19 protein-coding genes are annotated in these 24675 nt (G+C 49.2%); 11 read left to right on the top strand and 8 right to left on the bottom strand.

The annotated features are described in order from the left end of the window. Positions 1-56 precede the first annotated feature (56 nt). Genes lptF through IE181_RS09970 form a run of 4 tightly spaced genes read left to right on the top strand, consistent with a single transcriptional unit; the run spans position 57 to position 5050 of the window. Entirely contained in the window at positions 57-1247 is a 1191-nt protein-coding gene (gene lptF / locus IE181_RS09985; protein ID WP_191252522.1) for an LPS export ABC transporter permease LptF, read from the top strand. After that, the gene (lptG, locus tag IE181_RS09980) at positions 1244-2404 is read left to right on the top strand and encodes an LPS export ABC transporter permease LptG (RefSeq protein WP_191252519.1); all 1161 of its coding nucleotides are present in this window, start codon (positions 1244-1246) and stop codon (positions 2402-2404) included. The genes lptF and lptG overlap by 4 nt, the downstream gene beginning before the upstream one ends. Further along, positions 2397-3914, top strand: coding sequence for a lipopolysaccharide biosynthesis protein (locus IE181_RS09975; protein WP_191252517.1), 1518 nt, complete (start codon positions 2397-2399; stop codon positions 3912-3914). The genes lptG and IE181_RS09975 overlap by 8 nt, the downstream gene beginning before the upstream one ends. Next, the gene (locus IE181_RS09970) at positions 3911-5050 is read left to right on the top strand and encodes a GNAT family N-acetyltransferase (RefSeq protein ID WP_191252515.1); all 1140 of its coding nucleotides are present in this window, start codon (positions 3911-3913) and stop codon (positions 5048-5050) included. The genes IE181_RS09975 and IE181_RS09970 overlap by 4 nt, the downstream gene beginning before the upstream one ends. A 79-nt stretch (positions 5051-5129) precedes the next feature. Here IE181_RS09970 and IE181_RS09965 read toward each other — a convergent pair whose 3' ends face one another. Then, positions 5130-6662 carry an acyl-CoA carboxylase subunit beta gene (locus IE181_RS09965; protein ID WP_191252513.1) on the bottom strand — a complete coding sequence of 511 codons (1533 nt, stop codon included), beginning with the start codon at positions 6660-6662 and terminating at the stop codon, positions 5130-5132. 6 nt (positions 6663-6668) lie between these two features. Next, the gene (recG, locus tag IE181_RS09960) at positions 6669-8768 is read right to left on the bottom strand and encodes an ATP-dependent DNA helicase RecG (protein WP_191252511.1); all 2100 of its coding nucleotides are present in this window, start codon (positions 8766-8768) and stop codon (positions 6669-6671) included. A gap of 103 nt (positions 8769-8871) precedes the next feature. Here recG and IE181_RS09955 point away from each other — a divergent pair, with 103 nt between their 5' ends. Next, complete coding sequence (locus IE181_RS09955; protein WP_191252509.1) at positions 8872-9174, top strand: succinate dehydrogenase assembly factor 2; 303 nt, start codon at positions 8872-8874, stop codon at positions 9172-9174. Between the two features lie 15 nt (positions 9175-9189). Beyond that, positions 9190-12699: a transcription-repair coupling factor gene (gene mfd / locus IE181_RS09950; protein ID WP_191252507.1), complete on the top strand. Its 3510-nt coding sequence runs from the start codon at positions 9190-9192 to the stop codon at positions 12697-12699. 24 nt (positions 12700-12723) lie between these two features. Here mfd and IE181_RS09945 read toward each other — a convergent pair whose 3' ends face one another. Continuing rightward, positions 12724-13872 carry an acyltransferase family protein gene (locus IE181_RS09945; protein ID WP_191252504.1) on the bottom strand — a complete coding sequence of 383 codons (1149 nt, stop codon included), beginning with the start codon at positions 13870-13872 and terminating at the stop codon, positions 12724-12726. A gap of 251 nt (positions 13873-14123) precedes the next feature. Here IE181_RS09945 and IE181_RS09940 point away from each other — a divergent pair, with 251 nt between their 5' ends. Then, positions 14124-14681: an outer membrane protein gene (locus IE181_RS09940; RefSeq protein ID WP_191252502.1), complete on the top strand. Its 558-nt coding sequence runs from the start codon at positions 14124-14126 to the stop codon at positions 14679-14681. A gap of 119 nt (positions 14682-14800) precedes the next feature. Here IE181_RS09940 and IE181_RS09935 read toward each other — a convergent pair whose 3' ends face one another. Beyond that, positions 14801-15433 (bottom strand): DsbA family oxidoreductase, encoded by a 633-nt coding sequence (locus IE181_RS09935; RefSeq protein WP_191252500.1) that lies wholly within the window; start codon positions 15431-15433, stop codon positions 14801-14803. Between the two features lie 217 nt (positions 15434-15650). Here IE181_RS09935 and IE181_RS09930 point away from each other — a divergent pair, with 217 nt between their 5' ends. From IE181_RS09930 to IE181_RS09915, 4 genes are all read left to right on the top strand, one after another. After that, the gene (locus IE181_RS09930) at positions 15651-15923 is read left to right on the top strand and encodes a hypothetical protein (protein ID WP_191252498.1); all 273 of its coding nucleotides are present in this window, start codon (positions 15651-15653) and stop codon (positions 15921-15923) included. Positions 15924-16003: 80 nt separating this feature from the next. Next, complete coding sequence (gene moaA, locus IE181_RS09925) at positions 16004-17032, top strand: GTP 3',8-cyclase MoaA (protein ID WP_191252496.1); 1029 nt, start codon at positions 16004-16006, stop codon at positions 17030-17032. A gap of 78 nt (positions 17033-17110) precedes the next feature. Beyond that, positions 17111-17869 carry an NAD kinase gene (locus tag IE181_RS09920; protein ID WP_191252494.1) on the top strand — a complete coding sequence of 253 codons (759 nt, stop codon included), beginning with the start codon at positions 17111-17113 and terminating at the stop codon, positions 17867-17869. A gap of 28 nt (positions 17870-17897) precedes the next feature. Continuing rightward, positions 17898-19406, top strand: coding sequence for a S10 family peptidase (locus IE181_RS09915; RefSeq protein ID WP_191252492.1), 1509 nt, complete (start codon positions 17898-17900; stop codon positions 19404-19406). Positions 19407-19653: 247 nt separating this feature from the next. Here the strand turns inward: IE181_RS09915 and IE181_RS09910 are convergent, their stop codons facing one another. The 4 genes from IE181_RS09910 to IE181_RS09895 form a co-directional block, all read right to left on the bottom strand. Beyond that, positions 19654-21366, bottom strand: coding sequence for a sensor histidine kinase (locus IE181_RS09910; RefSeq protein ID WP_191252489.1), 1713 nt, complete (start codon positions 21364-21366; stop codon positions 19654-19656). 42 nt (positions 21367-21408) lie between these two features. Continuing rightward, positions 21409-22527: a DUF2336 domain-containing protein gene (locus tag IE181_RS09905; protein WP_191252480.1), complete on the bottom strand. Its 1119-nt coding sequence runs from the start codon at positions 22525-22527 to the stop codon at positions 21409-21411. A gap of 367 nt (positions 22528-22894) precedes the next feature. Then, the gene (locus tag IE181_RS09900) at positions 22895-23392 is read right to left on the bottom strand and encodes a flavin reductase family protein (RefSeq protein WP_191252478.1); all 498 of its coding nucleotides are present in this window, start codon (positions 23390-23392) and stop codon (positions 22895-22897) included. Between the two features lie 141 nt (positions 23393-23533). Beyond that, positions 23534-24664, bottom strand: a complete 1131-nt coding sequence (locus tag IE181_RS09895; protein ID WP_191252476.1) for an alkaline phosphatase D family protein — start codon at positions 24662-24664, stop codon at positions 23534-23536. Positions 24665-24675 lie beyond the last annotated feature (11 nt).

The raw sequence follows: 24675 nt of genomic DNA, 5'->3' as shown, positions 1-24675 counted from the left end.
ATAGTAGCCTTTCACTGTCTTGCAAATAACCCGGAACCAGTGTAGCGCGGTGGTATATGTTTACACTTTTAGACCGATACATCCTGAAACAGGTCATGTCACCAATGCTAATTACTTTTGGCATTGCGGCCCTTCTCCTTATTCTGGAGAAGATGCTGAAACTCTTTGACTTTGTTGTCAATCAGGGTGGCCCTGTTGAAATTGTCTTCCAGATGTTGGCAAACCTTGCCCCAAGATATCTCGGGCTTGCATTACCGCTTGGCTTCTTTCTCGGCATCTTGCTGGCATACCGGAAATTGTCCCTGCAAAGTGAGTATGACGCGCTGACGTCGGCCGGTGTCAGCCTGAATCGTCAGTTGCGCCCCATTATGATTCTGGGTGTTTTCCTTGCCGTCATCAACACGGTGCTCGTTGGCTGGATCCAGCCAGAAAGCCGCTATGCGTATCGTGGTTTGGAGTTTGAATTACGTAGCGGAGCCCTTGGCGCAAGTATTCGGGTCGGTGAATTTGTCGAACTTGGTGATGATATCGTGCTGCGCATTGAAGAATCCCGAAATCAGGGCGCCGAGTTATTTGGTATTTTCCTGGAGCGCAGGGACGATCGCAGCAGCATTGCCGTTACAGCAAAAAGCGGCGGTTTCTTCGCTACAGAAAGCGATCAGCATATCCTTTTGCGGCTCTATGATGGTGTACTGGTTGACCTGAACGAAAACCAAAATAAACCACGCGTTTTGACATTTGATGAACAGGTCCTGTCCATCAAGCTGCCCGAAGTTGCTGTATTCCGGGAACGTGGCGGAGAAAAACTTGAAATGACGCTCCCCGAGCTATGGGAAAGTCTGGACGACCCAGAGAGAACTCTTGAAGAAAGACAGGATTTCCGAGGCAACTTCCACTGGCGTATAATGCACAGTGCAACTTTCCTGATCCTGCCGTTCCTTGCTATCCCGCTTGGAATTGCCAACAAACGTACTGGACGCGGAGCCGGCATCCCGATCGGCGTTACCTTGGTCATCGTTTACAACGAATTGATGGAAGGTATGGAAACAGCTATCACGAACGGCATATCACCGTATCTGTCTACATGGCTGCTTTTCACCTTGTTTGGGTTATTCAATATTTGGCTATTCCGCAGTGTGGCCTTCAAGGCGGGTGGAGACCCTCTTTCATGGTTTGATAAAACCTTTGGCAAAGTCGGCGATTATCTGGGCGGCTGGTCCAAAAAATTAATGGGGATTAAATCATGAATATCCTCACAAAGTTGACGCGTGCTTATTTACCGTCCCGGACACTTGCCAGCTATCTGGTCAAAATGCATCTGACCAGATTTCTCGGTGTTCTGCTGGGTATGACTGCTGTGTTGCAGCTTCTTGACCTCTTGGCTGTCGCTGATGACATCATGGCCGCTGACGGGGCGACACTGGGATCCATTTTTTCTTACCTGAGCATGCGTATTCCGCAACTGATCGCCCAGTTCATTCCTTTCATTGCCCTGATCGCGACCTTGCTGACGCTTGCCACCCTTAATCAGCATTCAGAAATTATTGTCATGAAATCTGTCGGGTTGTCGGCACACCGTATCCTCTTACCTATTGGCCTGGCGTCGTTTTTGATTGCAGTCGGTCATTTTACTTTCAATGAAACCGTTGTTGTGAACGCAACCAAGGACTTGAAGTATTGGGAAGATAATAACTATGCCATTGACCTCCCACCAAGCCCTTCACAGACAGGCCGCGTTTGGCTGACCGAAGGTTCGACCCTAATCCTTGTAGAAGCTGTCAGCCAGGTCCGTAACCGGGTTATTCTGGACAAAGTATCCCTTTTCGAGCGTGACCAGGACGGCAAACTTCAGGCGATGGTGCGGGCTGATTTCGCGTGGCACCAAGACGGTGCCTGGACCCTGCATGACGTGTATAGATTTGATGCAATGTCCCATGCGTTGACCGTAACACCACAACAAGACTGGGATTTGCCGACAAGACCGCAGCGTTTTCTGGCACTGACAGTGCGCCCTGAACATGTATCCTTCTTTGATTTGGGTAACTCCATCGATCAACTGGAACATGAAGGCCTACCTACCGACAGAGTGATGACAAGCTATTTGCACAAAATCATATGGCCTGCTTCCACTCTCCTGATGCCACTACTTGGGGCGCTTGCCGCATTTGGTGTCCACCGTGCGGGCAACCTATTTTTACGTCTGGTCAGTGGTATGGCCCTTGGGTTCGGTTTCTTCGTGGCTGACAACTTTATGCTGGCAATGGGACAGTTTGGTGTTGCGCCGCCATTCCTGGCGTCTGCCGCACCTTTCCTCTTGTTCCTACTGGTTGGCTATTCAGTCATATTCAATACCGAGGAAGGTCGCATGCCGCTGAAACGTAAAGAAGTCCAGCCTCATGGCTAACACCCACAAGGGGCGTGTCGCAGGTGGCGCAGGCATGGCTTTTCTTGGCCGGCTTGGTGCACTCATAGAAGCCGTCAGCGTCATTGCCTTTGTCTGGGCATACGGTAGCACAACATTTGGCCTGTTTGCGGTATTGTGGAGTTACGTAAAAGTCACTACCGCCGTTGCGGAAATGGCCATGACCACTGCCTTGCAGCGGTATGTTCCGCAAAACAGTGAAGAAAATGCAAATGCCGCCGTTGGTATTGCTCTGAAACTCAGCACCGGACTGGCTTTGTTGCTTGCGGCCTGCACGACCGCCTTCGCAGAGGTTCTTGCAGGGTTTATCAACGCAGCCGATAATGACGCGGAAAAACTGACCACGGTGATCCGGCTCTATGCATGGGTGCTACCCTTCTGGACGTTTGTAGAAGTCGGTACCGCGGCGATCCGTGCACGCAGAACCTTCGGCCCCGAAATTCGCGTACGCATATTCTATGAACAGGGACTGCGCCTTATTGCAGCTATGGCATTTGCTGCACTTGGCTGGATGACATACGGTCTTTTTCTTGCTCATTTAATCAGCGTGATACTAGCGGCCCTGCTTGCTCTCAGGCTTATCACTAAAAGCTACAGTATTTCTGCAGTTCTATCCGCCTCGGTAATGTCTGATCATGCAAAAGAAATACGCCAGTTTGGCCTGTCTGTCATGCCGGCCAATATCACCAAGAAGCTGTTTAGCGAATTGCCCGTGATGTATTTGAACTTTCTACTACCCGGAGCAGCAGGTGCGGCCGCAGGTGGCTACTATGCGGTTGCCCGAAAAATTGCCAGTGCCCTGCAAATTGTGCGGCTGACATTCGACTATGTGATGGCGCCGCTTGTTGCCGAGAAAAATGGCACGGGCGATCATGCAGCCCTGATAGATATGGTGACATTTGCAACCCGGATGTCTGTGGTTATTGCCTTACCATTCTTTGCTGCGCTTGTGATCGCACGCCATGATGTTCTGGCAGCCCTGCGCCCGGAATTTGCAGCTGCCAGCACTGCTATTGTCATACTTTGTTTTGGCAGGCTGCTTGAAGCCTGTGCAGGCCCTTCCTCAGCTATTATCGATGTTCTGGGTCACCGCCTTTTGCCTGCGCTAAACCATTTGATAGGACTGGTGGGTTTGCTCCTTCTGGGGTTTTATCTGATACCTGATTACGGGGTTACCGGGGCCGCGATTGCAGCGGCATTCGGTCTAAACCTGACCGCCTGGATTGCCCTGGTTCAAGCAAAGGTACTATATCAACTACAATTTTACAGTGGTGAGGTCATATACCCGGCTGCATTATCCGTAGCATGCTCCTGCTTTATCCTTGGATTTGAATGGCTTGCATCTTCTTCTTCACCCCCCTTTCCACTGATTTTCAGCATTATTAGCCTATTGTTCGCCCTTGCGATTATCATACGATATGGTCTATCAAATGAGGATGCTGCTGCCTTGGGGCCGCTGCCAGCAAAACTCAGAAAAGGGCGATCACAATGAAGCAAATTCGTGTTGAACAGGTTCAGGATAAAAAAGGCCTGCTAGACTTCATTAATGTTACACGAACAGTTTACAAAGATGACCCTAACTTTGTTCAGCCCCTTACCCTTGAACGCTTAGACTCGCTCAGCGCGGCTAAAAACCCATACTTTGAACATACAGAAGTAGCCTTCTTCGTTGCATATCAAAACGACATCCCTGTCGGCAGTATTTCCGCACAAATCGATAGCCTGGCGCAGGAAAAATGGGGGCCAAACCTTGGCCATTTTGGTTTGTTTGAAGCCGTATCACAGGAAGTCGCCACCGCTTTATTCGACCAAGCAGAAACATGGCTAAAAGAACGCGGCATGAAACGAATGCAAGGGCCATGGTCATTATCTGCCAATGAACAATGTGGTATGTTGATAGACGGTTTTGACACACCAAACATGATTATGATGCCCCACGGTCTGCCCGCCTATCAGGACTGGACGGCTGCATACGGCTTCGAAAAGGCAAAAGACTTGTATGCGCTGCAGATTGGCGTTGATAAGGAGCCACCTGCCCGTATTAAACGCATTTGGGAAAACGCCAAAAAGAACGAACATATCAATCTGCGTAAGATTAATATGAAAGATTTCGACAATGAACTTGCCATTATTTTCGATATCTTTAATGACGCCTGGCAAAACAATTGGGGGTATGTGCCTTTCACAGCGGCTGAACTGGAACATACGGCCAAAACCCTAAAGCCACTGATTAAGGACTACCGAACCTTCATCGTTGAATATGATGGGGAGCCAGCCGGCTTTATGGTATCTATCCCGGACGTTAATTACAAAATACGCGATCTGGACGGAAACCTGTTTCCCTTTGGAATATTCAAGTTAATCTGGCGTATGTTCCTATCGAAACGGGAGGACCGTTTCAGGGTTCCTTTGATGGGCATTCGCCAAAAGTTCCAGAAAAAGCCTGTGGGCGCTATGTTGCCCTTCATGATGACAGAAGAAACCCGTATCGAAATGCACAAAAGAGGTGGATACTTCTGCGAAATGGGATGGATTCTGGAAGATAATGGAGGCATGATTTCCATCATCGAAAAAACTGGTGGTTCCATCTACAAAACCATGCGTATCTGGGAAAAAGAAATAGCCTGATCAGACTGGCTTTACTCTCCCTCGCGCATAGTGGTAGCGCCTGTCGAAACAGGCCCTACCCATCTTTATTCAGTTTACTCTATGCCAATTTACTCTGTGCCAATTTACTCTGTGCCAGTGAGGCAAATTCGCAAAGTAGCGGGCGCGTATCGCGTGGGTCGATAATATCTTCGACCATAAATGCCTCCGCCGTTCGGTACGGACTGCGCACTTTATCAAGTCGTGCTTTGATCGCTTCCAGATGTGCAGCTGCATCGTCAGCAGCTTCAAGTTCTGCCTTATAGGCAACCTCAATCCCCCCTTCGAGAGGCAAACTACCCCAGTCACCGGATGGCCATGCAAAGCGATATTGAAATTTAGTGTGATCGCTCATCGCGGCACCTGCAACACCGTATGCCTTGCGGATGATGACCGTCGCCCAGGGAACCGTTGCTTTATAGATGGCGGTCAGCGCATCAACACCGTACCGAATAGTGGCATCTTTTTCTGCCTGCAGACCAATCATAAAACCGGGATTATCGACCAAATTCACAACCGGAAGCCTGAACTGTTCCGCAAGCGCAATAAAACGTTGCATCTTGCGTGCTGCGTCTGCCCCGACAGAGCCGCCCATAAAACTGGGATCATTTGCAAGAACAGCAACAGGATAGCCATCTAATCGTGCAAAGGCTGTGATCAACGACTGCCCCCAGCGGCGCCCCATCTCAAACACAGATTTATGATCAAAAACAGCCTCCAATATACGGCGCATACTGTATGCGGCACGCCTGTCTTCGGGAACTGCTGTGACCAGACTTTCCTCCCGCCGCAACACCCGATCAGTTGGGTCAGAACGTTCGGCCATCTGTCCAGCAAATGACGGCAGATAGCTCAAAAACCTGCGCGCGCGGTCAAATGCCTCTTCTTCTGTATCCACGACATCATCGACCGTACCGTTGCGGCCATGAATATCTGCCCCGCCCAGCGCATCTTTGTCATGATTTTCTCCGATTGCGGCAACAACGGCTGGCCCGGCCGTAAACATATGAGACATACCGCGCACCATAACACTGTAATGACTGGCGACAACACGCGCCGCACCAAGCCCGGCGACGGAACCAAGGGCAAGCGATACAACAGGCACCGTGTCCAGATTTTTCACAACATGCTCCCATCCGGGCAGATACGGCACATATGTAAGTCCCATATCTTCCAGCATTTTAACGGAACCGCCACCGCCTGTGCCGTCTATCAACCGGATCAGAGGTATGCCGTATTCATGCGCCATCTGTTCGCACATAACCGCTTTGCGCCAGATGGCTGCGTCTGCTGCACCACCCCGCACTGTAAAATCATCCCCACCTAAGACGGCAGGACGACGGTTAATCTCTGCCTTGCCAAAGAGAAAGTTCGCGGGTATCGCATCCACCAGCTCGCCCTGATCATCATAGATCCCCTTACCGGCAAGTTTACCTATTTCCCGGAATGAACCGGGATCTGCCATTCTGATTAGTCGCTGTCTGACATCCAGTTTGCCCCGAGCATACTGACGCGCAAGCTTGTCCTCACCGCCCATCTTTTCAGCAAGTAATTCCCGTTTTTGTTTTTCGTCCAGTGATTTTTCCCAACTCATCGCACTTTACCCTGACTTCATCATGCGGACACCCTCGTCCCGTTCAAACAAATACAGCAAATGTCGCAAAGCCTCGCGTCTGCGTTCATCCCGTTCCCCTTCCTTGCCGAACCAGACAGTTGACGTCGCATGTCTTGCATCATCACGGGCAATTTCGATCAGATCACTATGGGCAACAAAATCAACAAGCCTGAACTCTGGCAGTCCGCTTTGCCGCGTGCCCAAAATCTCGCCAGACCCTCTAAGACGCAAATCCTCCTCGGCAATTAAAAATCCATCTTCGGTTTCACGCATGATCTGCAATCTGGAACGTGCCACCTCTGAAACAGTATTGGACCGAAGCAGGATGCAAGTGGATTTGTCTCCGCCCCGCCCTACACGGCCACGCAGCTGGTGCAACTGTGCCAGTCCAAACCGCTCTGCATGTTCAATGACCATGACTGTTGCCTCAGGCACGTCCACGCCCACTTCGATGACTGTCGTCGCAACAAGAACATCCAGATCACCAGTAGCAAACGCCTGCATGACGCTATCCTTATCCGGGCCTTTCATTCTACCGTGGACCAAGCCAACCCGTTCTGGAAACAGGGTTTTCAGGCTTTCAAAACGTTCCTCAGCCGCGGCCAGGTCTGTAACCTGGCTTTCCTCGACTAGTGGGCAAACCCAGTACACCCGTGCGCCACTGGTCACGGCCCTTTTTGCGCCTGCTGCCACATCTGCAATCCGTTCAAGGGAAACAACACGCGTATCAATTGGTTTCCTGCCCGGTGGTTTTTCAACAATTCGCGACACATCCATATCGCCGTATGCCGTAAGGGTCAGCGTTCTGGGAATTGGTGTTGCGGTCATACCAACAACATCTACCCCCACCTTACCCTTATCTGACAAAGCCATACGCTGCTGCACCCCAAAACGGTGTTGTTCGTCGATGACAGCCAACCCCAGATCGGCAAACTCAATATCTGCCTGGATGATTGCGTGTGTTCCGACAAGAATATCAATGGTTCCCTCTTTTAGGCCCTGGAGTATCTCGGCTCGTTCCCTGCCTTTAATACGGCCCGTCAAAAGCCGGACGGAAATCCCCGCTTGTTCCGCTACAGACGCAATTGAGGCAAGGTGCTGCCGCGCCAATATTTCCGTTGGTGCCAGCATTGCAGCCTGTACCCCCGCATCTTTTGCGTATGCCATCGCCAACAGGGCCACCACCGTCTTGCCGCTGCCGACGTCCCCCTGTACCAACCTGAACATGGACCGGGCAGACTGCATATCAGCGACTATCTCGGAGAACGCTTTTTCCTGATCCCCTGTTAACTGGTAAGGAAGTAACGCACGAACAGCATCAACATAGTGACCCTGTCCCGTTAAAGAGCGCCCCTTCTTACGCCGCGATTCTTCACGGACGATTGCCAGCGCAAGCTGTGTTGCCACCAGTTCATCATAGGCAAGTCGCCGCCGTGCGGCATGTTCAGGCGCTACATCTGCTGCACTTTCAGGCTGGTGAACCGACTTGAGTGCGTCAAGGAATGTTGGCCAGTTTTCTTTCTCGATTAAATCAGGTCGGTTCCATTCTGGCAGTGACGGCACCTCGGACAGTGCTTGCAACAACGCTTTTCTCAGGACTTTAAGCGATACTCCTGCACTAAGAGGATACAGTGTCTCAAGAAGCGGAAGATCATCCGGGGTTGCAGGATCTACCATATAGTCAGGATGGGTAATCTGGACTTTACCCTGATATTTTTCAATCTTTCCGCTGACTAGACGGCGACTACCCTCTGGCAACTGACGCAGCAACCAGTCCTTCCGCGCATGGAAGAACACAAGCGTTAGGTCTCCACTGTCATCACGGCAAACCACCTTATATGGTGCGCGTTTGTTCGGGGCTGGATAATGCTGGACCACATCCACTTCCAGTGTGGCGATACTGTTTTCTGCAGCCTCCATAACAGTTGGCCGGTAACGACGATCAATAACACCTGACGGCAAATGAAATAACAAATCGACATACCGTCCGCCCGCAGCACGTTCAAAGCCTGCACGCGTACGTTTGCCTATTCCAGGCAAAGCCTCGATATCTGCAAAATATGGATATAATAATTCTGGTCGCATAAGCGCCCTGTCCCCCGGAACATTTCTTTCCTAACCTACTAACTTTTCCTTTATCTGCAAGAGGGCATATTCTATGGTGCGCGCGAACCCGGAGAGTAGCCCCATGACTGACCTTACCTATAATCCACATCGTGAACTTGACCTAGAGAACCGGAAGCGCAGACTGTTGTTCAGAGCCTGGCATCGCGGCATCAAGGAACTAGATTTGATTTTTGGCAACTTCATAGAAGCCAATGTCAAAGATTTCGATCATGCTGAGTGTGAATGGTTTGAAGCGCTGTTTGAAGAACAGGACCAGGAAATCCTAGGCTGGGTAACATCAGGAGAAGGTGTGCCTGAAAAGTTTCAGGGTGACATGATGCAGCGTTTGCAAAAGCTCGACTTCATGACCCTAAAAGCCAAATAAACGGTTCGCCTGACCATGCAGGACAGCTTAGTAACCAAAATTCTAGACAGTGAACTGCCACTGAATATTGGCGGTGTAACAGCTGGGTTTGACAGCATGCTACTGGGCACGCTGGCTTCAAGGGCCTTTGCTACCCGTAAAAAACCGCTTCTGCATATTGCCCGCGATGATGCAAGACTGGCCGAGTTGAAGGCCGCTATTCGCTTTTTCTCTCCTGATCTGGAGATCATCGAATTCCCGGCGTGGGACTGCTTGCCCTATGACAGGGTTAGCCCACACGCTGATATCATTGCACACCGGATGCATACTCTTTCAAGGCTCTGTACCTCAGCCTTCAAAGCACCTGCAATCATACTAACAACCGTCAATGCCGCTTTGCAGCGCGTTCCGCCGAAAACCAGTGTGAAACGCGCTACTTTTAGTGCAAAACCCGGTGATCTGGTCGACATGACGTCCCTGACCGAGTTTTTGGCCCAGAATGGCTATAACAGGTCCAGTCAGGTTATGGACGCCGGTGAATTTGCCGTCCGTGGCGGTCTGGTTGATCTGTTTCCGCCAGGTGCAGAGGAACCACTGCGACTGGACTTCTTTGGCGACGAACTTGATAGTATCCGCGCGTTTGATCCATTGACACAGCTGACAACGCAGCGTGTGAACAGCATTCACCTGAAACCTGCTTCTGAATATTCCCTTACACCTGAAACGGTTACTTTGTTTCGGCAGCGATATGTTGCAGCTTTTGGCCCTACCAAAGGGGAAGATGCCCTTTACGCCGCCATCAGCGAAGCACGCAAACATCAGGGGGCAGAACACTGGCTCCCCTACTTCCATGAAAGTCTGTCGACACTTTTTGAGTATGTTGATGATCCTATGGTCACACTGGACCCGCAGTGTGAGGAAGCGGTTGCAGAACGGGAAAAAGCGATCGCTGATTACTTCAGCGCCCGGGATGAAGCACTTCAACTATCCAAAGCATCGAAAGATGCACGAATGCCGGTATATAAACCAGTACCCGTTGCAAGTCTCTTTATGCCGGCACAGGAATGGCATCATCAGATTGAAGAGCTGAATGCCCATCATTTCAGTCCGTTTCAACTGCCTGATAGCCTGAACAGTCTCTCTTTTGACTCACGTGTCGGCCGGGATTTTGCGCCGGAAAGAAATTCCAGAGACATTAATATCTACGACAGTGTCAAAGACCATGTGGATGCGCTGCAGGACCTGAAAAAACGTGTCGTTTTCGCCTCTTATTCGGAAGGGGCGGCGGAGCGCCTCAAAGGTGTTTTGGAAGATCACGACGTCTCCCCCGTGGGGATTGCACCTGATTGGTCCAGCATCCGACGGGAAACCGGCAAAGGGGTGGTCGTTACCGTCCTTCCGCTGGAGAAGGGTTTCGAGACCGCCGATCTTGCTGTCATTTCTGAGCAAGATATTCTGGGCGACCGATTGGTCAGAAAATCCAGACGCAGCAAGAAGGCAGACAATTTCCTGACTGAAGCCAGCGCGCTGACACCCGGTGATCTGGTTGTGCACGCCAGTCACGGTATCGGACGTTTTGAAGGGCTGGAAACCATTCAAGTCTCAGGGGCAGCGCATGATTGCCTGCTTCTCATCTATCATGGGGGCGATAAGCTCTATGTCCCGGTTGAGAACATCGAAATTCTAAGCCGGTACGGCTCGGAAGATGCCGGCGCACAGCTAGATAAGCTAGGCGGTGTTGCATGGCAGGCCCGTAAGGCAAAAATGAAAGAACGCATTCGCGTTATGGCTGGCCAGTTAATGAAGCTGGCTGCTGAACGTGAACTCCGCGAAGGCCACCGTATCATAACACCAGAAGGCATGTATGACGAATTCTGTGCCCGCTTCCCCTACACAGAGACGGATGATCAACTACGGTCAATCGGCGACGTTATGCAGGATTTATCTAGCGGAAAACCCATGGACCGTCTTGTCTGTGGTGATGTAGGTTTTGGGAAAACAGAAGTGGCACTAAGGGCAGCTTTCCTAGCCGTTATGGCAGGGTTTCAGGTGGTTCTGGTTGCTCCGACAACCCTTCTTGCCCGTCAGCACTATTTGACTTTTTCTGAACGCTTCAGAGGCCTCCCCGTCAGAGTTGCACAGCTATCACGCCTTGTCAGCAGCGGAGACGTTAAAGCCACAAAAGAAGAGATGCGCAAAGGCACCGTGGATATTGTGGTGGGAACACACGCGCTTCTGGGCAAGGGAATTGAGTTCAAACATCTGGGTTTGTTGATCGTCGACGAAGAACAACATTTCGGTGTGGCTCACAAAGAAAAGCTGAAAGAGCTGAAAAGCAACGTCCATGTATTGACACTTACCGCTACCCCTATACCGCGCACCTTGCAAATGGCCATGAGCGGTATTCGCGATTTGTCAATTATTGCTACACCGCCGGTTGACCGTCTGGCTGTCAGAACCTTTGTCCTGCCGTTTGATCCCATTGTTGTGCGGGAAGCCCTTCTGCGGGAACATTATAGAGGGGGGCAAAGCTTTTATGTTTGTCCGCGCATTGCCGATCTAGATGACGCAGCTGAGTTCCTGAAAGAACAGGTTCCGGAAGTGAAATTCATCGTCGCGCACGGACAGATGACCCCGACACAGATTGAAGACGTCATGACGGCATTTTATGAAGGCCAGTATGATGTTCTGTTGTCGACCACTATTGTCGAAAGTGGCATCGACATCCCGACAGCCAACACCATGGTTATTCACCGCGCTGACATGTTTGGCCTGGCACAGTTATATCAGTTGCGCGGCCGTGTCGGACGGTCCAAAACCCGTGCCTATGCATACCTGACAACACCGCACGGCAAAATGTTAACGGACAATGCCGACAAACGGCTTCAGGTCTTGCAGTCACTGGATACGTTGGGAGCAGGATTTACCATCGCCAGTCATGATATGGACATTCGGGGTGCTGGTAACCTCCTTGGGGATGAACAATCAGGCCACGTAAAAGAAGTTGGTGTGGAACTGTACCAAAAAATGCTTGAGGAAGCTGTTGCAGAGGCCAAAAGCGGTGCATCCGACTTTGACGACTATGACACAGACTGGTCGCCTACCATCAATATTGGCGCCACGGTCATGATCCCGGAACGGTATGTGCCTGACCTGACCCAGCGAATGGCACTGTATCGCCGTTTAGCAGATCTGGACACCCGTGAAGATGTGGACGCTTACTGTGCTGAACTGATTGACCGCTTTGGTGCCCTGCCGCCAGAAGTCAAACAGCTGGCTGCTATTATGATCATAAAAGGCCACTGTAAACGTGCTGGCATTGAGAAAATTGAAGCGGGCCCCAAGGGCATCATAATCAGCTTTAAAGATGACAAATATTCTAATCCGGCCGGCCTGGTAGAGTTTATATCGTCCACTGGAAAGTCTGCAAAATTACGCCCTGACCACAAGCTGGTTTATTTCGCCCGGATGGAAAAAGTCAGCGCCAAAATTAAAACCGTGGCAGCGATAGCCAGAAATCTGGCAAATCTCGCCACCACTCTTTAAGGCTCAAACTATATCGCGTCTGCTTTAGCTAGTGGCGGATGCGGCAGCTTTTCTGCCTTGATCTATGAAACTTCTGGACCTTTGCCCCATTACAAATGCCCAAAGATTAGGGCAGATATTTTCTGCAATCTTTGCCGTGGTTATACACACAGCAACAGCCAAAGGCACATTCAGAAGCAAATACACCATATAGGAAGAAGGTGACCCATCGGAGAATAAGCTATACAGCTTCCAAAATACGAGCAAAATGGGCAAATGCATGCAAAAGATTGGAAAACTGAACGGGCGTACTTTTTCAAATATCCGCCCTGCTAATCCCGAAGCAAAGTATCTTGAAAGCCACCATATAGCCACCACGGAGAAATATCTGTCTGCACCATCAAGATAAGGAAGTATTCCTCTTGTGGACGCATCGGACACGAAAACAGTGACGTAACATAAAGTTCCGCCAAGTATTAACCAGATAGCCAGCGCATATGGTCCATATTTTTCTGCCCCAAACAACAAGGCCGGCCTGGTCGCAAGATACGCACCCAGAATAAGGCCGGAAGGTATGTTCCAGCTATCATAAAAAAGAGGAAGCGGAGCGCCAGAAGCATCCAGGATAAACACCAGCCCCACAATCCATATACCCATTTTACGCACAAGCTGCCCGATAACCGGATAAAATAACAACAAGATGAACATATTTCGCATGAAGTAGATTGGTTGATTCAGTGGCAGTCCTTCAATGCCCAACACTGCGTCAGCAAAATTATACAGGCTAAACTCATAAAACCGCATATTTGCATTGTGTGGTGTCCCAAGTTCAAGAACTATAAAGAAACCTGCAGCAGCTATTAGCCCCCAGGTTAAATACGGCAGCAATAGAGAACGAGACCAGGTTTTAACATTATCAAAATAAGAGCGGCTGATTGGTCGGGAAAATATCAATATTCCGGTAATCGTTGGCAGAATGACCATACTGCTTGAGGCAAATACTTCCTTGAAAACTATCTTGAGAAAATACACAAGTTTGCTCTCAAACATTGGGTATGGCTCTACATATGCACCGTCAACCATTGGCGCTATATGAAAACCAACAATAGTAAGAATTGCGAATACTCTTAAATAGTCAATGCGCTGTGAAAGTTCAGGATTCCCTCGAACGTCAACAAATTCTTGGCCAGACACAACTACCCCCAGTCTCTCTAAACCCAAGTTATGCCCCTACTACATAAAAACGAATAAAACAACCAAAGAGAGGAAATAAATGATCGGTTCATATAGGGTTCATCGCAGGACCGCAATTCGCCTTAAAGATTCTTGAAAAGGACGTAATGCCCACACTTTCCCGCCCCTATTAGCCTCCATCTTCTGATCATCGACGGTGGAAATCATCCCTATCGATCAACAATCTGATTTTCAGCATTTGGAGTTAAAAAATGAAAACAGTATCTACTCTTGCGATAGCGATTTTTGCAACTGCGGGCCTTGCATCAGGTGCGATGGCAGCAGAAGAAAAGAATTTTGACGGTGCGTATGCGGGTCTGGAGCTTGGCTTCGATAAGATGAAAGTAACAGGTGCCGGCGACGCGAACATAAACGACAAAAGCCTCTACTATGGCGGCATTCTTGGATACCGGACACAGATGGACAACGGTCTTGTTGTCGGCGTTGAAGGTACACTGGGCGATAATAGTGCAAATCTATTTGAAAATGCTCGTACCAAGCATGAGTGGAGCACCAGCCTGACACTTGGCACAACAATTACAGACAGCACCCTTCTCTACGGCAAGGTCGGCTATGCAGAAGTAAAAAACAAATTCACTCCTGCTGATGAAGATAGCTTCTCTGTAACAGACGGTGGCTGGCGTGCTGGCGTCGGAGCGGAGTTTGCTCTGGCTAACAATATTAGCCTGCGTACCGGAGTTGATTACACAAGGTACGATTCAAACTTGAAGCAGTGGCAGGGTAAAGCCGCGGTCGTCTTCAACTTCTAAATTTTGATATTCCCTTTGGGGCAGGCACGGGCATTTTCCTCGTTTTCGCCCACTATGGCATGGTCTGCCCCATTCCCTCCTATACCTTTCCCGGGTGGTCAGTTTGATCACCCTTTTTTTTATACTTGTCCGGCGGCAACGCGGTCCATCGCCTGGGCCAGAACAGGCGTATCCTGTGCCCCACTAATTGCTGCCCTTCCGTCAAAAAGATAGAATGGCACCCCCTGCACCCCCATCTGGCGCGCGTTGTCAGCCTCCATGGTAATCAATTCTTTGTCCTGATCGGATGCTAATAAATCCCGCACCAGTGCACCGTCCATGCCGGCACGCTGTGCCACATCCACCAACAGATCGTGGTCTCCAATAAATTCGCAGTGTTCGAAATAACGGCTCATAATATTGTCGGCGACCTGTGCCTGTACGCCGTCCGAGACGGCCCAGCGGATCACTCTGTGCGCATCAAGTGAATTTGCTATCCGGCACGGGCTTTCAAAATCAAACGCAATACCCAGCGCCTGACCACGTTCTCTGAGAGCCTGACGCATAGTATGAGTTTCAGGCCCATCCCCAAACTTTTTACGGTAGTACTCTTCCCGGTCCACACCTTCAGCGGGCGTTGCAGAAGACAACTGGTAAGGCCTGAACATAATCTCGGGCTTCTCTGCCGTCATTAACCCAAGTGCCTCATCCAAAGCGCGTTTACCGACGAAACACCAAGGGCAAACAACATCAATTATAAAGTCCAGTTTCATTACTAAGTCCCGTTTTATATCATGCAAGAATGTGCACCTTGAATTGAAATAAGGACTGTGTAAAGGCCCAGTCTTGTAAACCATGTGGCAAGGCAGACCCTGCAAACACTGATAAAACTGTATATATCCATTAAGATGTTTTTTAGTGAATCTATGCTAAAAGGGGATATGAATGACACTACTGCCATGCAAATGCAGGTAGACAGGAGACAGCACTATGATCAATGCACTGAATACGTCGGCACAGGGAATGCTGCAGGCTGAACAACGTGCAAACAAGGCTGCCCAAAACATTCTTGATGCCACGACCAAGTCGTCTACCACCAGCAAAACTGACAATTCACAGGCAGACGTATCAACTGCTGATTTTGGCGGGCTCGTAGAAAGCATTGTTGACCTGAAGCAGTCTGAGCTAAGTTTCAAAGCAAATGCCAAGACATTCTCCCGCATTGACGATACTCTTGGAACCTTGCTTGATGAGCTGGCCTAGCGGTTAACTTTAGTAGTAAATCACAGTAGTTTTATCCATTTTATCTTGACGGCAGCCTGCGCACAGACAAACTAAGCGCTATGCCAGACGAAATACGAAAAACGCATCTCAAAAAACAGCTTACGGACCCCTTCGGTAGGCACATCAGCTATTTGCGCCTGTCGGTAACTGACAGGTGTGACCTTCGCTGTACATACTGTATGGCGGAGAATATGACATTTCTGCCGAAAAAAGATATCCTCAGTCTCGAAGAGATGGTCACACTATGTGATGCTTTTATTCAACGCGGCGTTAAACGTATCCGACTTACTGGTGGCGAACCTTTGGTGCGCAAAGGTATAGACTGGCTCCTTCCCCAGCTGGGAGACAGGCTACAAGCAGGATTACTCGAAGAATTAACCTTAACGACCAATGGCACACAGTTAACAAAGTTTGCCCCGCTTCTTTACCAGTCAGGTGTGCGCCGAATTAATGTTTCACTGGATAGTCTCAATCCTGATCTGTTTGCACGCATTACCCGCCGCAACCAACTGGAAGATGTCCTGAAAGGTATTCAGGCGGCAAAAGATGCGGGACTGCAGGTTAAAATCAATACCGTCGCCCAAAAAGGTGTCAATGATCAGGAGCTTTCTGACATTTTCAACTGGTGCATGCGCGAAGGACTTGATCTGACCCTGATCGAAACAATGCCGATGGGCGATGTTAGCGGCAGCAGGGAAGACACATATTTCCCGTTATCTGATGTGGTCGATACATTAAAAACGAACTTTACCATAGAACCAACAACATACAGAACAGGTGGCCCTGCCCGGTATTATTCTGTGGCCGGCACAGAACAAAAGCTTGGGTTGATTACCCCACTATCTCGTAACTTTTGTGATGGTTGTAACCGGGTTCGCATAACCTGCACGGGACGCATCTATATGTGCCTTGGTCAGGATGACCATGTCGATCTGATGCAGGCGATGCGCAGCGATTCATCGGGGGAAAGCCTGGACAACTTGCTGGATACTGCGATGGGATTAAAGCCCAAAGGCCACGATTTTTCTATGAAAAATGGAAAAATGACCGGCAAAGTCTCCCGACACATGAGCCATACCGGCGGATAATACCCACCAGTCAAATTTCTCTAGTGGTTTTACATATTTTCCTTATACTGCCTGTTCATTTGAACACGTGGGCTTTTTATGAAGATTGCAATTATTTCCAGTGAATTCGGCAATGCAGCCAAAGCTGCAACGAAACTGCGCAACAGATATAGAACTGTTGGCGCGACCGAAGCTGACGTCATCGTCGCACTGGGAGGTGATGGCTTCATGTTGCAAACGTTGCATGCCTATATTGACCGGGACGTTCCCATATACGGCATGAACAGAGGCACCATCGGTTTTCTAATGAACGACTATCGGGAAGATGACCTGATTGAACGGATCAAAGCGGCTGAACACGTCAGAGTGAAGCCCCTGCGGATGCTGGCAACTACCTGTGACGGCGAAACAATTGAACACCTGGCAATTAATGAAGTTTCCTTACTGCGTGAAACCAGACAGGCAGCTAAACTGCGTGTATCCGTGGACGGTAAAGTCAGACTGGCCGAATTATCGGGTGACGGCTTACTGGTCTCAACACCTGCAGGCAGCACCGCCTATAATCTCTCAGCTGGCGGCCCCATCATCCCAATGAATGCAGGTCTTCTGGCGCTGACACCACTCGCAGCCTTCAGACCCCGTAATTGGCACGGCGCGCTGTTACCGCATAGCGTCACCGTAGAATTGACTATTCAGGAACCGCAAAAACGGCCTGTTTCAGCAGTTGCGGACATGCATGAAGTGCGGGATGTGCGAAAAGTAATCATCGAAGAAGCCAAAGACAGATCACTAACCATTCTGTTTGATCCTGAACATAATCTGGACGAACGAATTTTTACCGAGCAATTCGCTCACTAACATAACCAAACAAACTAAGGGGGACGACATGAAGTTTTTCAGTTCACTCGCGGCTGCGTCAATTGCAGTTCTTATCGCTGTTGCACCGCTTTCTGCCAAGGATGGTCAGGCACAAGCCTCTGGGCCAGTACCTGACGCCAAAGTCTTTGAAACCGAACATACAGGCACCTACGGCGGTGTTAAAGTTCGCTACAAGGCAATTGCCGGGGAAACATACCTGAAGGATGAGAAAGACCAGCCAGTCGCCTCAATCTTCTCAACAAGCTACATTCGCACAGACATTAAAGATAACAACAAACGTCCTGTCTTCTTTATCTTTAACGGCGGACCAGGTTCCGCAAGTTTGTGGCTACACATGGGTGTATATGGACCCAAGCGCATCGCCGTTCCGTCTGATGCTCGTGATGACGGGGCAGCTCCATTTGACCTTGTCGAAAACCCACTATCCATTCTGGACGTTGCCGACATGGTTTTCATTGACCCTGTGGGAACAGGCTATAGCCGCGTAGTTGGCAAAGGTGACGGCAAAGACTATTGGGGCGTAGACAAAGACGCCAAATCAATCGCAGAATTTATCCGTGTCTGGTTGGTGAAAAACAAGCGCTGGAACAGCCCTAAGTACCTGTCTGGTGAAAGCTACGGTACAACACGTTCCGCTGCACTCCTGCACGAACTTTCCGGTGGCTGGACCGATATTGCTATAAACGGCGTTGTATTCATTTCCAGCATTCTGGATTTCCAAACCGTTGCAACTGATCCCGGCAATGATACACACTACCTCAGTTACCTGCCGACCATGGCAGCGACAGGATGGTACCACGGCAAAGTCGAGAAAGCAGGTCGCACGCTCGAACAGTTCCTGGATGAAGTACGTGACTTTACGCTTGGGGAATATGCCTCTGCCCTCTTGCAAGGTAACCGCCTAAGTGCCGACGACTTTGATGCAGTAGCCAGCAAAGTTGCCGCCTATACTGGCCTAAAAAAACAGTATGTTGTGAATTCAAATCTGCGCATTACCAACATGCGCTTTATGAAAGAACTGCGCCGCGACGAAGGTCTCAGCGTTGGTCGCCTTGATAGCCGGTATGTCGGTAAAGAGTATGATGGTGCTGCAGAATACATGGAAGCTGACCCATCTGCGTACGGTATTGATGCTTCTTACACTGCTGCGATGATGCATCACTATCAGACAAACCTGGGAGTTGATCTGGAACGCCGCTATGACGTTATCTCCAGCGTTGGCCGTCACTGGACAAGTACACCGCGCCGCTTCAACAGCTTCATGGGCGGATATGAAAATGTTGCACCGTATGTGGGTACTGCACAGCGTCAGAACAGTGACCTGAAATTGATGGTTGCCAATGGTTACTATGATTTCGCAACACCTTTCTTTGCGTCTGAAAATTCATTCAACCACAATGGTATCGACACAAGCCGCGTGACTTTCACATATTATGAAAGCGGTCACATGATGTATGTGCATGAACCATCTTTGGAAAAGCTGGTAAAAGACATTCGGGATTTTATCGCAGAATAACCCGCAAAACCCTTTGGGGCAGGTCACTTCCCTGCCCTGATCTTCAAAAAAATAGGTCGGCCTGATGGCCGGCCTTTTCTTCTCAGTCTCGTAAAATTATCAAATAAACGTGCTAAGATATCCATCCCGCAACAGGTAAAAAACGAAAAGCCCTGACATATAATGCCAGAGCTTTCCTTCCCGTCCCTATCTGTATTCAGATTAGGGGTATTTGTACGACCATTTTGATAGAGAAACGCAAATTATCCTAGATGAAATCCATATCATCTTCATCAAGAGAAGCCTTGTCTGCGAGTGGCATCGTTAACGTGAAACGGCTGCCTTCGCCCTCAATACTTTCAAGAGTAATATCGCCACCCATTTTACGTGCCAATTGCTGTGAAATATGCATCCCAAGACCAGTGCCTTCCTGCTTGCGGGAATAGACATGGTCAGTAACCTGCTGGAATTTTTCGAATACTTTATGCTGGTTCTCTTCTGCGATACCAACACCTGTATCCCAAACGGTGATTGAAGCCAGCCCCTTCGTCGTATTCTTGGTAATCTCTATACCAATAGCGCCGCCCTCCTGCGTAAACTTAATCGCATTGGATAGGAGGTTAACAAAAATCTGAGTTGTCCGCCGATCATCCGCATTGATCATGATATCAGTATCAGTTTCCAACCGACTGGTATCAAGGCCCTTATTTCTGGCGGCATCGATATTCATATGCACCGCTTTCTCCAGTACAGAAGACAAATACAGATTGTCTAACTGCAATGTCAGCCCGCCGCTTTCTACAACGGCAACATCAAGAATGTCATTGATAAGAGCCAGCAAATGCTGCCCGGAATTTCGAATATCCTTGGCATAATTCATATAGACAGTGTCCAGTGGCCCAAACGCCTGCCCTTCAAAGGATTCTGCAAATCCAATAATCGCATTAAGCGGTGTTCGCAATTCATGGCTCATCGCGGCCAGGAACTCATTCTTCGCTTTCAAGGCAGTTGTAGCCTGTTCAGTCGCGTCATCAAGCGCCATATTTTTAAGCGTAAGCTCTTTCAAAAGCGTCTCAAGATTTTCACGAATTTTCTCGGCCTCTGCCGCCTGAACATATCTGTCGGTTACGTCCATGCCTACACCGCGATAACCGGTAAAATCACCAGTTTTGCGGTCAAATACCGGCACACCAGACAAATGAAACTTCAGTTTTTTACCGTCTGGACCACTGATAATAAACAACTGATCCCTAAACGGCTTCCGGTTGCCGATGGAAGTACTGCCCTCATTTTTACCGGACAGATTTTTCTCAAACTTTCCAAACTGTTCAAACTTCGAACCGATAAACAAAGATGATGGTTGCCCTACAATCGCAGTAAATCTGTCTGACAGAGTTCTGATTTTCAGGTCATCACCACATTCGAAGAACCAGTCAGAACTAGCCCGGGCAAAATCCTGAAACATTGCCTGGGTACGCTGTGCTTCTTCAACGCCGCGCACCTGACGGGTTACATCTTCATATGTTCCCGCAACTGCGACAATCGAACCCTGCTCGTTCCGGATCGGAATATGACGCCCTAAGAAAACACGCTCTGCGCTACCGACATTGACGACTTCTTCTGCACGAACCGTGCTGTCGTTCGCTAGCACATCTTCGATCACAGGCTGCAGGGACGGAATTCTTTTCCCGGTTGCTTCATTAGCAGGCCCCGCAACGAGGTTGACATTCCCAAGAAGTGAATCCAGCGTGAAATAGTGATCGTTCATATGAATGACCGTACCGTCCAGCGCTGCTACATATAGCGGCAGACTGTCATCAACAACAAGCTTGTCCAGTATGCCCAGCGCCTGTTCGTTGGCGGGTAATGCACGCTCAGTCCCCCGACTGATACTGGCACCAAAAGCCGCATCTGCGTTGCCTGAACGTCTTTTCGACAGATCAACAACCTTATTTTCACCATGTACTGTTTTCACGCTCATGTGCGATCCCTACTGCGAGGATAGTTCCTCGCCTCCCTGCCTTTAACCGGTTTTTTCCAGTTCTTCTATAGCTGCCTGATACGCCATATCCCGTTGCCAGACCTGCAACGCCCCCTTGGCATTATCCTCTGTGATACTATCGAACAACGCCAGAATATCCTTCAGGAACCCTGGCGACTTTACTGTACCGCCCTCTCTTGCCTGCGAAACAAGCAGGAAGATGCTGGTAAATTGGCTTCTGTCAATTCCCACAGCCTTGGCCAAAATCGCAAAACTTTCACCACCGCGGTCTGCAAACACGCGCCACGCTGTTTGAAATTCAACGTTTGCAAGCTCTGCCAGCCCTGCCACAAACACGGCAATTCGCTGTTGCCGCAGCGCATTAATCAGGAACTGAATACTTAGTTCTCCATTTTCATGCATACGGCGTACGAGCTTCTGAGCCTTTACATAAGCACTGTCTTCGGATGTTTTATCAACCATCACAGCCTTGGCTGCACGCTTCACGGCCTGTTCCAGCACGACCGGGTCAATATCAAATTCTGATATAATCTGTTTTCTAAGCGCCGCGGAAACCCACCAATACATGCGGTATGCCAAATCACCTGGCAAATCAGAACGGCGGATCAAAGGCTCCTGAAAACGGTCAACACGCCGGGATTCAGACACCAGATATTCCATCGCACGGCTTGAAATAGCTGCATCATGATTATTCAGCAGCGATTCAATAACGTCATCCCCACCGTATTCGATAAGGGCATTGGTAACGCTTTCTGATAATTCTTCCCGCATCGTGATGGACATACGGTGTTCATCTGTACGCATGCGAATGACCTCAATCAGATCAGGATCAGTCAACAGCTTGCTGCGCTCCAGAAGCGGGCGTGCGATTTCAATCTCGTCATTAGACAGCATCTTGGCAACATCGGGAAAGTCCACGCCGGACTTGACTAAGGCTTCGGCTAACTCGCGCCGTATATCGGCTTCTACCTGCCCTATCAGCTTGCTCAGGATATCGGACATCAGCGCACGTTCGTGTTCGCTTAACCGTCCCTGATCGCTCAGGAACAAATCCGTGATATTCTCAACAAGCCTTGAACGGGACTCAGAGGATTTACTCTGCGCCAATATCAAAAGCTCTTTTAGCTGCGATCCGTTCACCGTTTTCTCCTGCCCTGCCTTCTGCGGAAATGCTCAAAACGATTCTCTTCGGGTAATCAAAAAAACATTTCTATTAACAGAATACGGATTTTTATCGACGATTCAACATTTTACCGACAAACCCTTAAAAGAAAGGTAAAGAAATAGTTACAAAACACTAGATATCGAATCTAAATGATTCGCAGAGTCTATATTTAGTGATTCTGCCTTAACACTTTTTTTGTATTTTTTTGCTAATTTCTTCGACCAAATTCATTCCAAGTACCCTTTCAAAAGAAAACATCAGAAGAATTCAGACAATATCTTCAGTTGATTTCAGGAAAGTACATGTATGAATACTTGCTATTTATCGCCTTATTGTAAGGTTTTACACTTGGGTCATTGTCGCCCAGGCACCATCCAGATAACACAAAGGGTCATTAATCTCCTCGCCCGAGGTATCCAGCCCCTCGATACTACCAATAACAATACCATGACTGCCAGAATCGAGAATACTCTCCACCGTGCATTCAAAACTCGCCATCGCACCCACTAAGCGCGGTGCACCGGTTGACCCAGCGGCCCACGTACCCTTGGTAAAACGCTCGGTTTCAGATTCACCCGACATCCCGGCAAAAATCATCGCCAGATCCTTATGTTCTGTACTTAGAACATTCACACACAGATTTCTGGATTTAGAGATAGCGCCATATGTAGCCCCCTGCCGGTTAACACAGCAAAGCAACCGCGGCGGCTCAGCGGTAAGGGACGTCACTGCCGTTGCAGTCAAACCGTACCAGACACCATCGCATGATGTTGTGACAATATTAACAGCACCACCGAGGCGGCGCATACCCTGTTTAAAATCCTCTGCCGAAATTGGCATTCAGTTTCTCCCTGAATATTTGTGGCAGAATGTACAGAATTTCCCTTCAAGGTCAACAACAGCTGCCTGTCATTCAAGGCATATCAATGCAGCCTTCCACCTGAACCAGCATTCCTTTCAAGGTTGCCCAACCAGGCGATCTTATCTTTGAGCTGCCAACTGGCTCAGGAGAATTGACTTTTCAAATATCGGCCTGCCGTTTACATCTCGCGCCTGAAGAACAATGTGCGGATCAGGAACAGTCCAGTCGATCTCTATTACTCCAAAATTCGCTTCAGTATATAAACAGCCCGGCAGGCGATATACATTTGGGCTCATATTATGCCAAGTCTCGGTCAAACCGCTCGATGTAAAATCATACAAGGGATAAGGGCATTTCTCTGTCTGACAGGATATTTCCGCCCAGTGTGTATCCCCACTGATAAAGACAACACCGTCAGCCTGCGTCTGATCAATTAAAGAGATTAAGCGTTGCCTTTCCCGCGGAAACAGGCTCCAAGCTTCCCATCCTGGAAATGTCGAGATGAACTGAAGGCTTGATCCAATCACTCTGAGGCGTGCTGGCTTTTGCAGTTCTGCTTCAAGCCACTGCCACTGCTTTTCCCCAAGAATGGTTGACGAAGGATCAAGTAAAGGCACATAGGGCCCAAACCCCATTTGATCTCGCCGTTTGGCTTCCTTGGCTGATACATGAGAAATGGGTGTTCGGTTCCACCGCAGATCAAGGAGAATAACCTGGACCGCGGTATCCCCTTCCCCATACATATAGGAGGTATAGATACCGTCATCTTTTCTACGCCTTGGACTATCTTCAGGCTCCTCAAAGAAATCCAGAAACAATTCTTTAGACTGTTCTTTCATAGGATAGTCATAGCCAGCATCATTTTCGCCGTAATCATGATCATCCCACGTAGCAATCAACGGTGTGCGGCCGCGTAGCTCCTTAAAACCGGGTTTATCAGCCAGCTTTTGGTACTTTGACGATAAAAGTTTCATATCCCGGGTATCCCCATAGATATTATCGCCCAGCATAATGAACAAATCTGGCTCCAGCGCATTGATTGGGCCCCAGATTGGTTGCTCTTTGTCCTGATGCGCGCAAGAACCAAATAGTATGCGGGAGACAGTATTCCCAGAGGCACTGGCTTGTAGCTTCGCACTGCTATCGCCCGCGACTGCAGGCGAAGCAGCGTCACTTGCCAAGCCAGAAGCAGCGGCACTTGCAAGCCCTGTCACACCCAGCAATTTTAATGTTTCACGTCTATTCAGCATTCCAACTCTCC

This window comes from Kordiimonas sediminis, from assembly GCF_014656395.1.
Classification (GTDB): domain Bacteria; phylum Pseudomonadota; class Alphaproteobacteria; order Sphingomonadales; family Kordiimonadaceae; genus Kordiimonas_A; species Kordiimonas_A sediminis.
Note: the sequence above shows the minus strand (reverse complement) of the source record. Positions and strands in the feature narration are given on the sequence as shown.

Coding starts and splice junctions, on each gene's coding strand:
- mfd (WP_191252507.1), top strand. CDS start 9,190: ATGCAGGACAGCTTAGTAACCAAAATTCTAGACAGTGAACTGCCACTG.
- IE181_RS09975 (WP_191252517.1), top strand. CDS start 2,397: ATGGCTAACACCCACAAGGGGCGTGTCGCAGGTGGCGCAGGCATGGCT.
- IE181_RS09940 (WP_191252502.1), top strand. CDS start 14,124: ATGAAAACAGTATCTACTCTTGCGATAGCGATTTTTGCAACTGCGGGC.
- IE181_RS09955 (WP_191252509.1), top strand. CDS start 8,872: ATGACTGACCTTACCTATAATCCACATCGTGAACTTGACCTAGAGAAC.
- IE181_RS09915 (WP_191252492.1), top strand. CDS start 17,898: ATGAAGTTTTTCAGTTCACTCGCGGCTGCGTCAATTGCAGTTCTTATC.
- IE181_RS09965 (WP_191252513.1), bottom strand. CDS start 6,662: ATGAGTTGGGAAAAATCACTGGACGAAAAACAAAAACGGGAATTACTT.
- IE181_RS09920 (WP_191252494.1), top strand. CDS start 17,111: ATGAAGATTGCAATTATTTCCAGTGAATTCGGCAATGCAGCCAAAGCT.
- recG (WP_191252511.1), bottom strand. CDS start 8,768: ATGCGACCAGAATTATTATATCCATATTTTGCAGATATCGAGGCTTTG.
- lptG (WP_191252519.1), top strand. CDS start 1,244: ATGAATATCCTCACAAAGTTGACGCGTGCTTATTTACCGTCCCGGACA.
- lptF (WP_191252522.1), top strand. CDS start 57: ATGTTTACACTTTTAGACCGATACATCCTGAAACAGGTCATGTCACCA.
- IE181_RS09910 (WP_191252489.1), bottom strand. CDS start 21,366: ATGAGCGTGAAAACAGTACATGGTGAAAATAAGGTTGTTGATCTGTCG.
- IE181_RS09900 (WP_191252478.1), bottom strand. CDS start 23,392: ATGCCAATTTCGGCAGAGGATTTTAAACAGGGTATGCGCCGCCTCGGT.
- IE181_RS09895 (WP_191252476.1), bottom strand. CDS start 24,664: ATGCTGAATAGACGTGAAACATTAAAATTGCTGGGTGTGACAGGGCTT.
- IE181_RS09935 (WP_191252500.1), bottom strand. CDS start 15,433: ATGAAACTGGACTTTATAATTGATGTTGTTTGCCCTTGGTGTTTCGTC.
- IE181_RS09970 (WP_191252515.1), top strand. CDS start 3,911: ATGAAGCAAATTCGTGTTGAACAGGTTCAGGATAAAAAAGGCCTGCTA.
- IE181_RS09930 (WP_191252498.1), top strand. CDS start 15,651: ATGATCAATGCACTGAATACGTCGGCACAGGGAATGCTGCAGGCTGAA.
- moaA (WP_191252496.1), top strand. CDS start 16,004: ATGCCAGACGAAATACGAAAAACGCATCTCAAAAAACAGCTTACGGAC.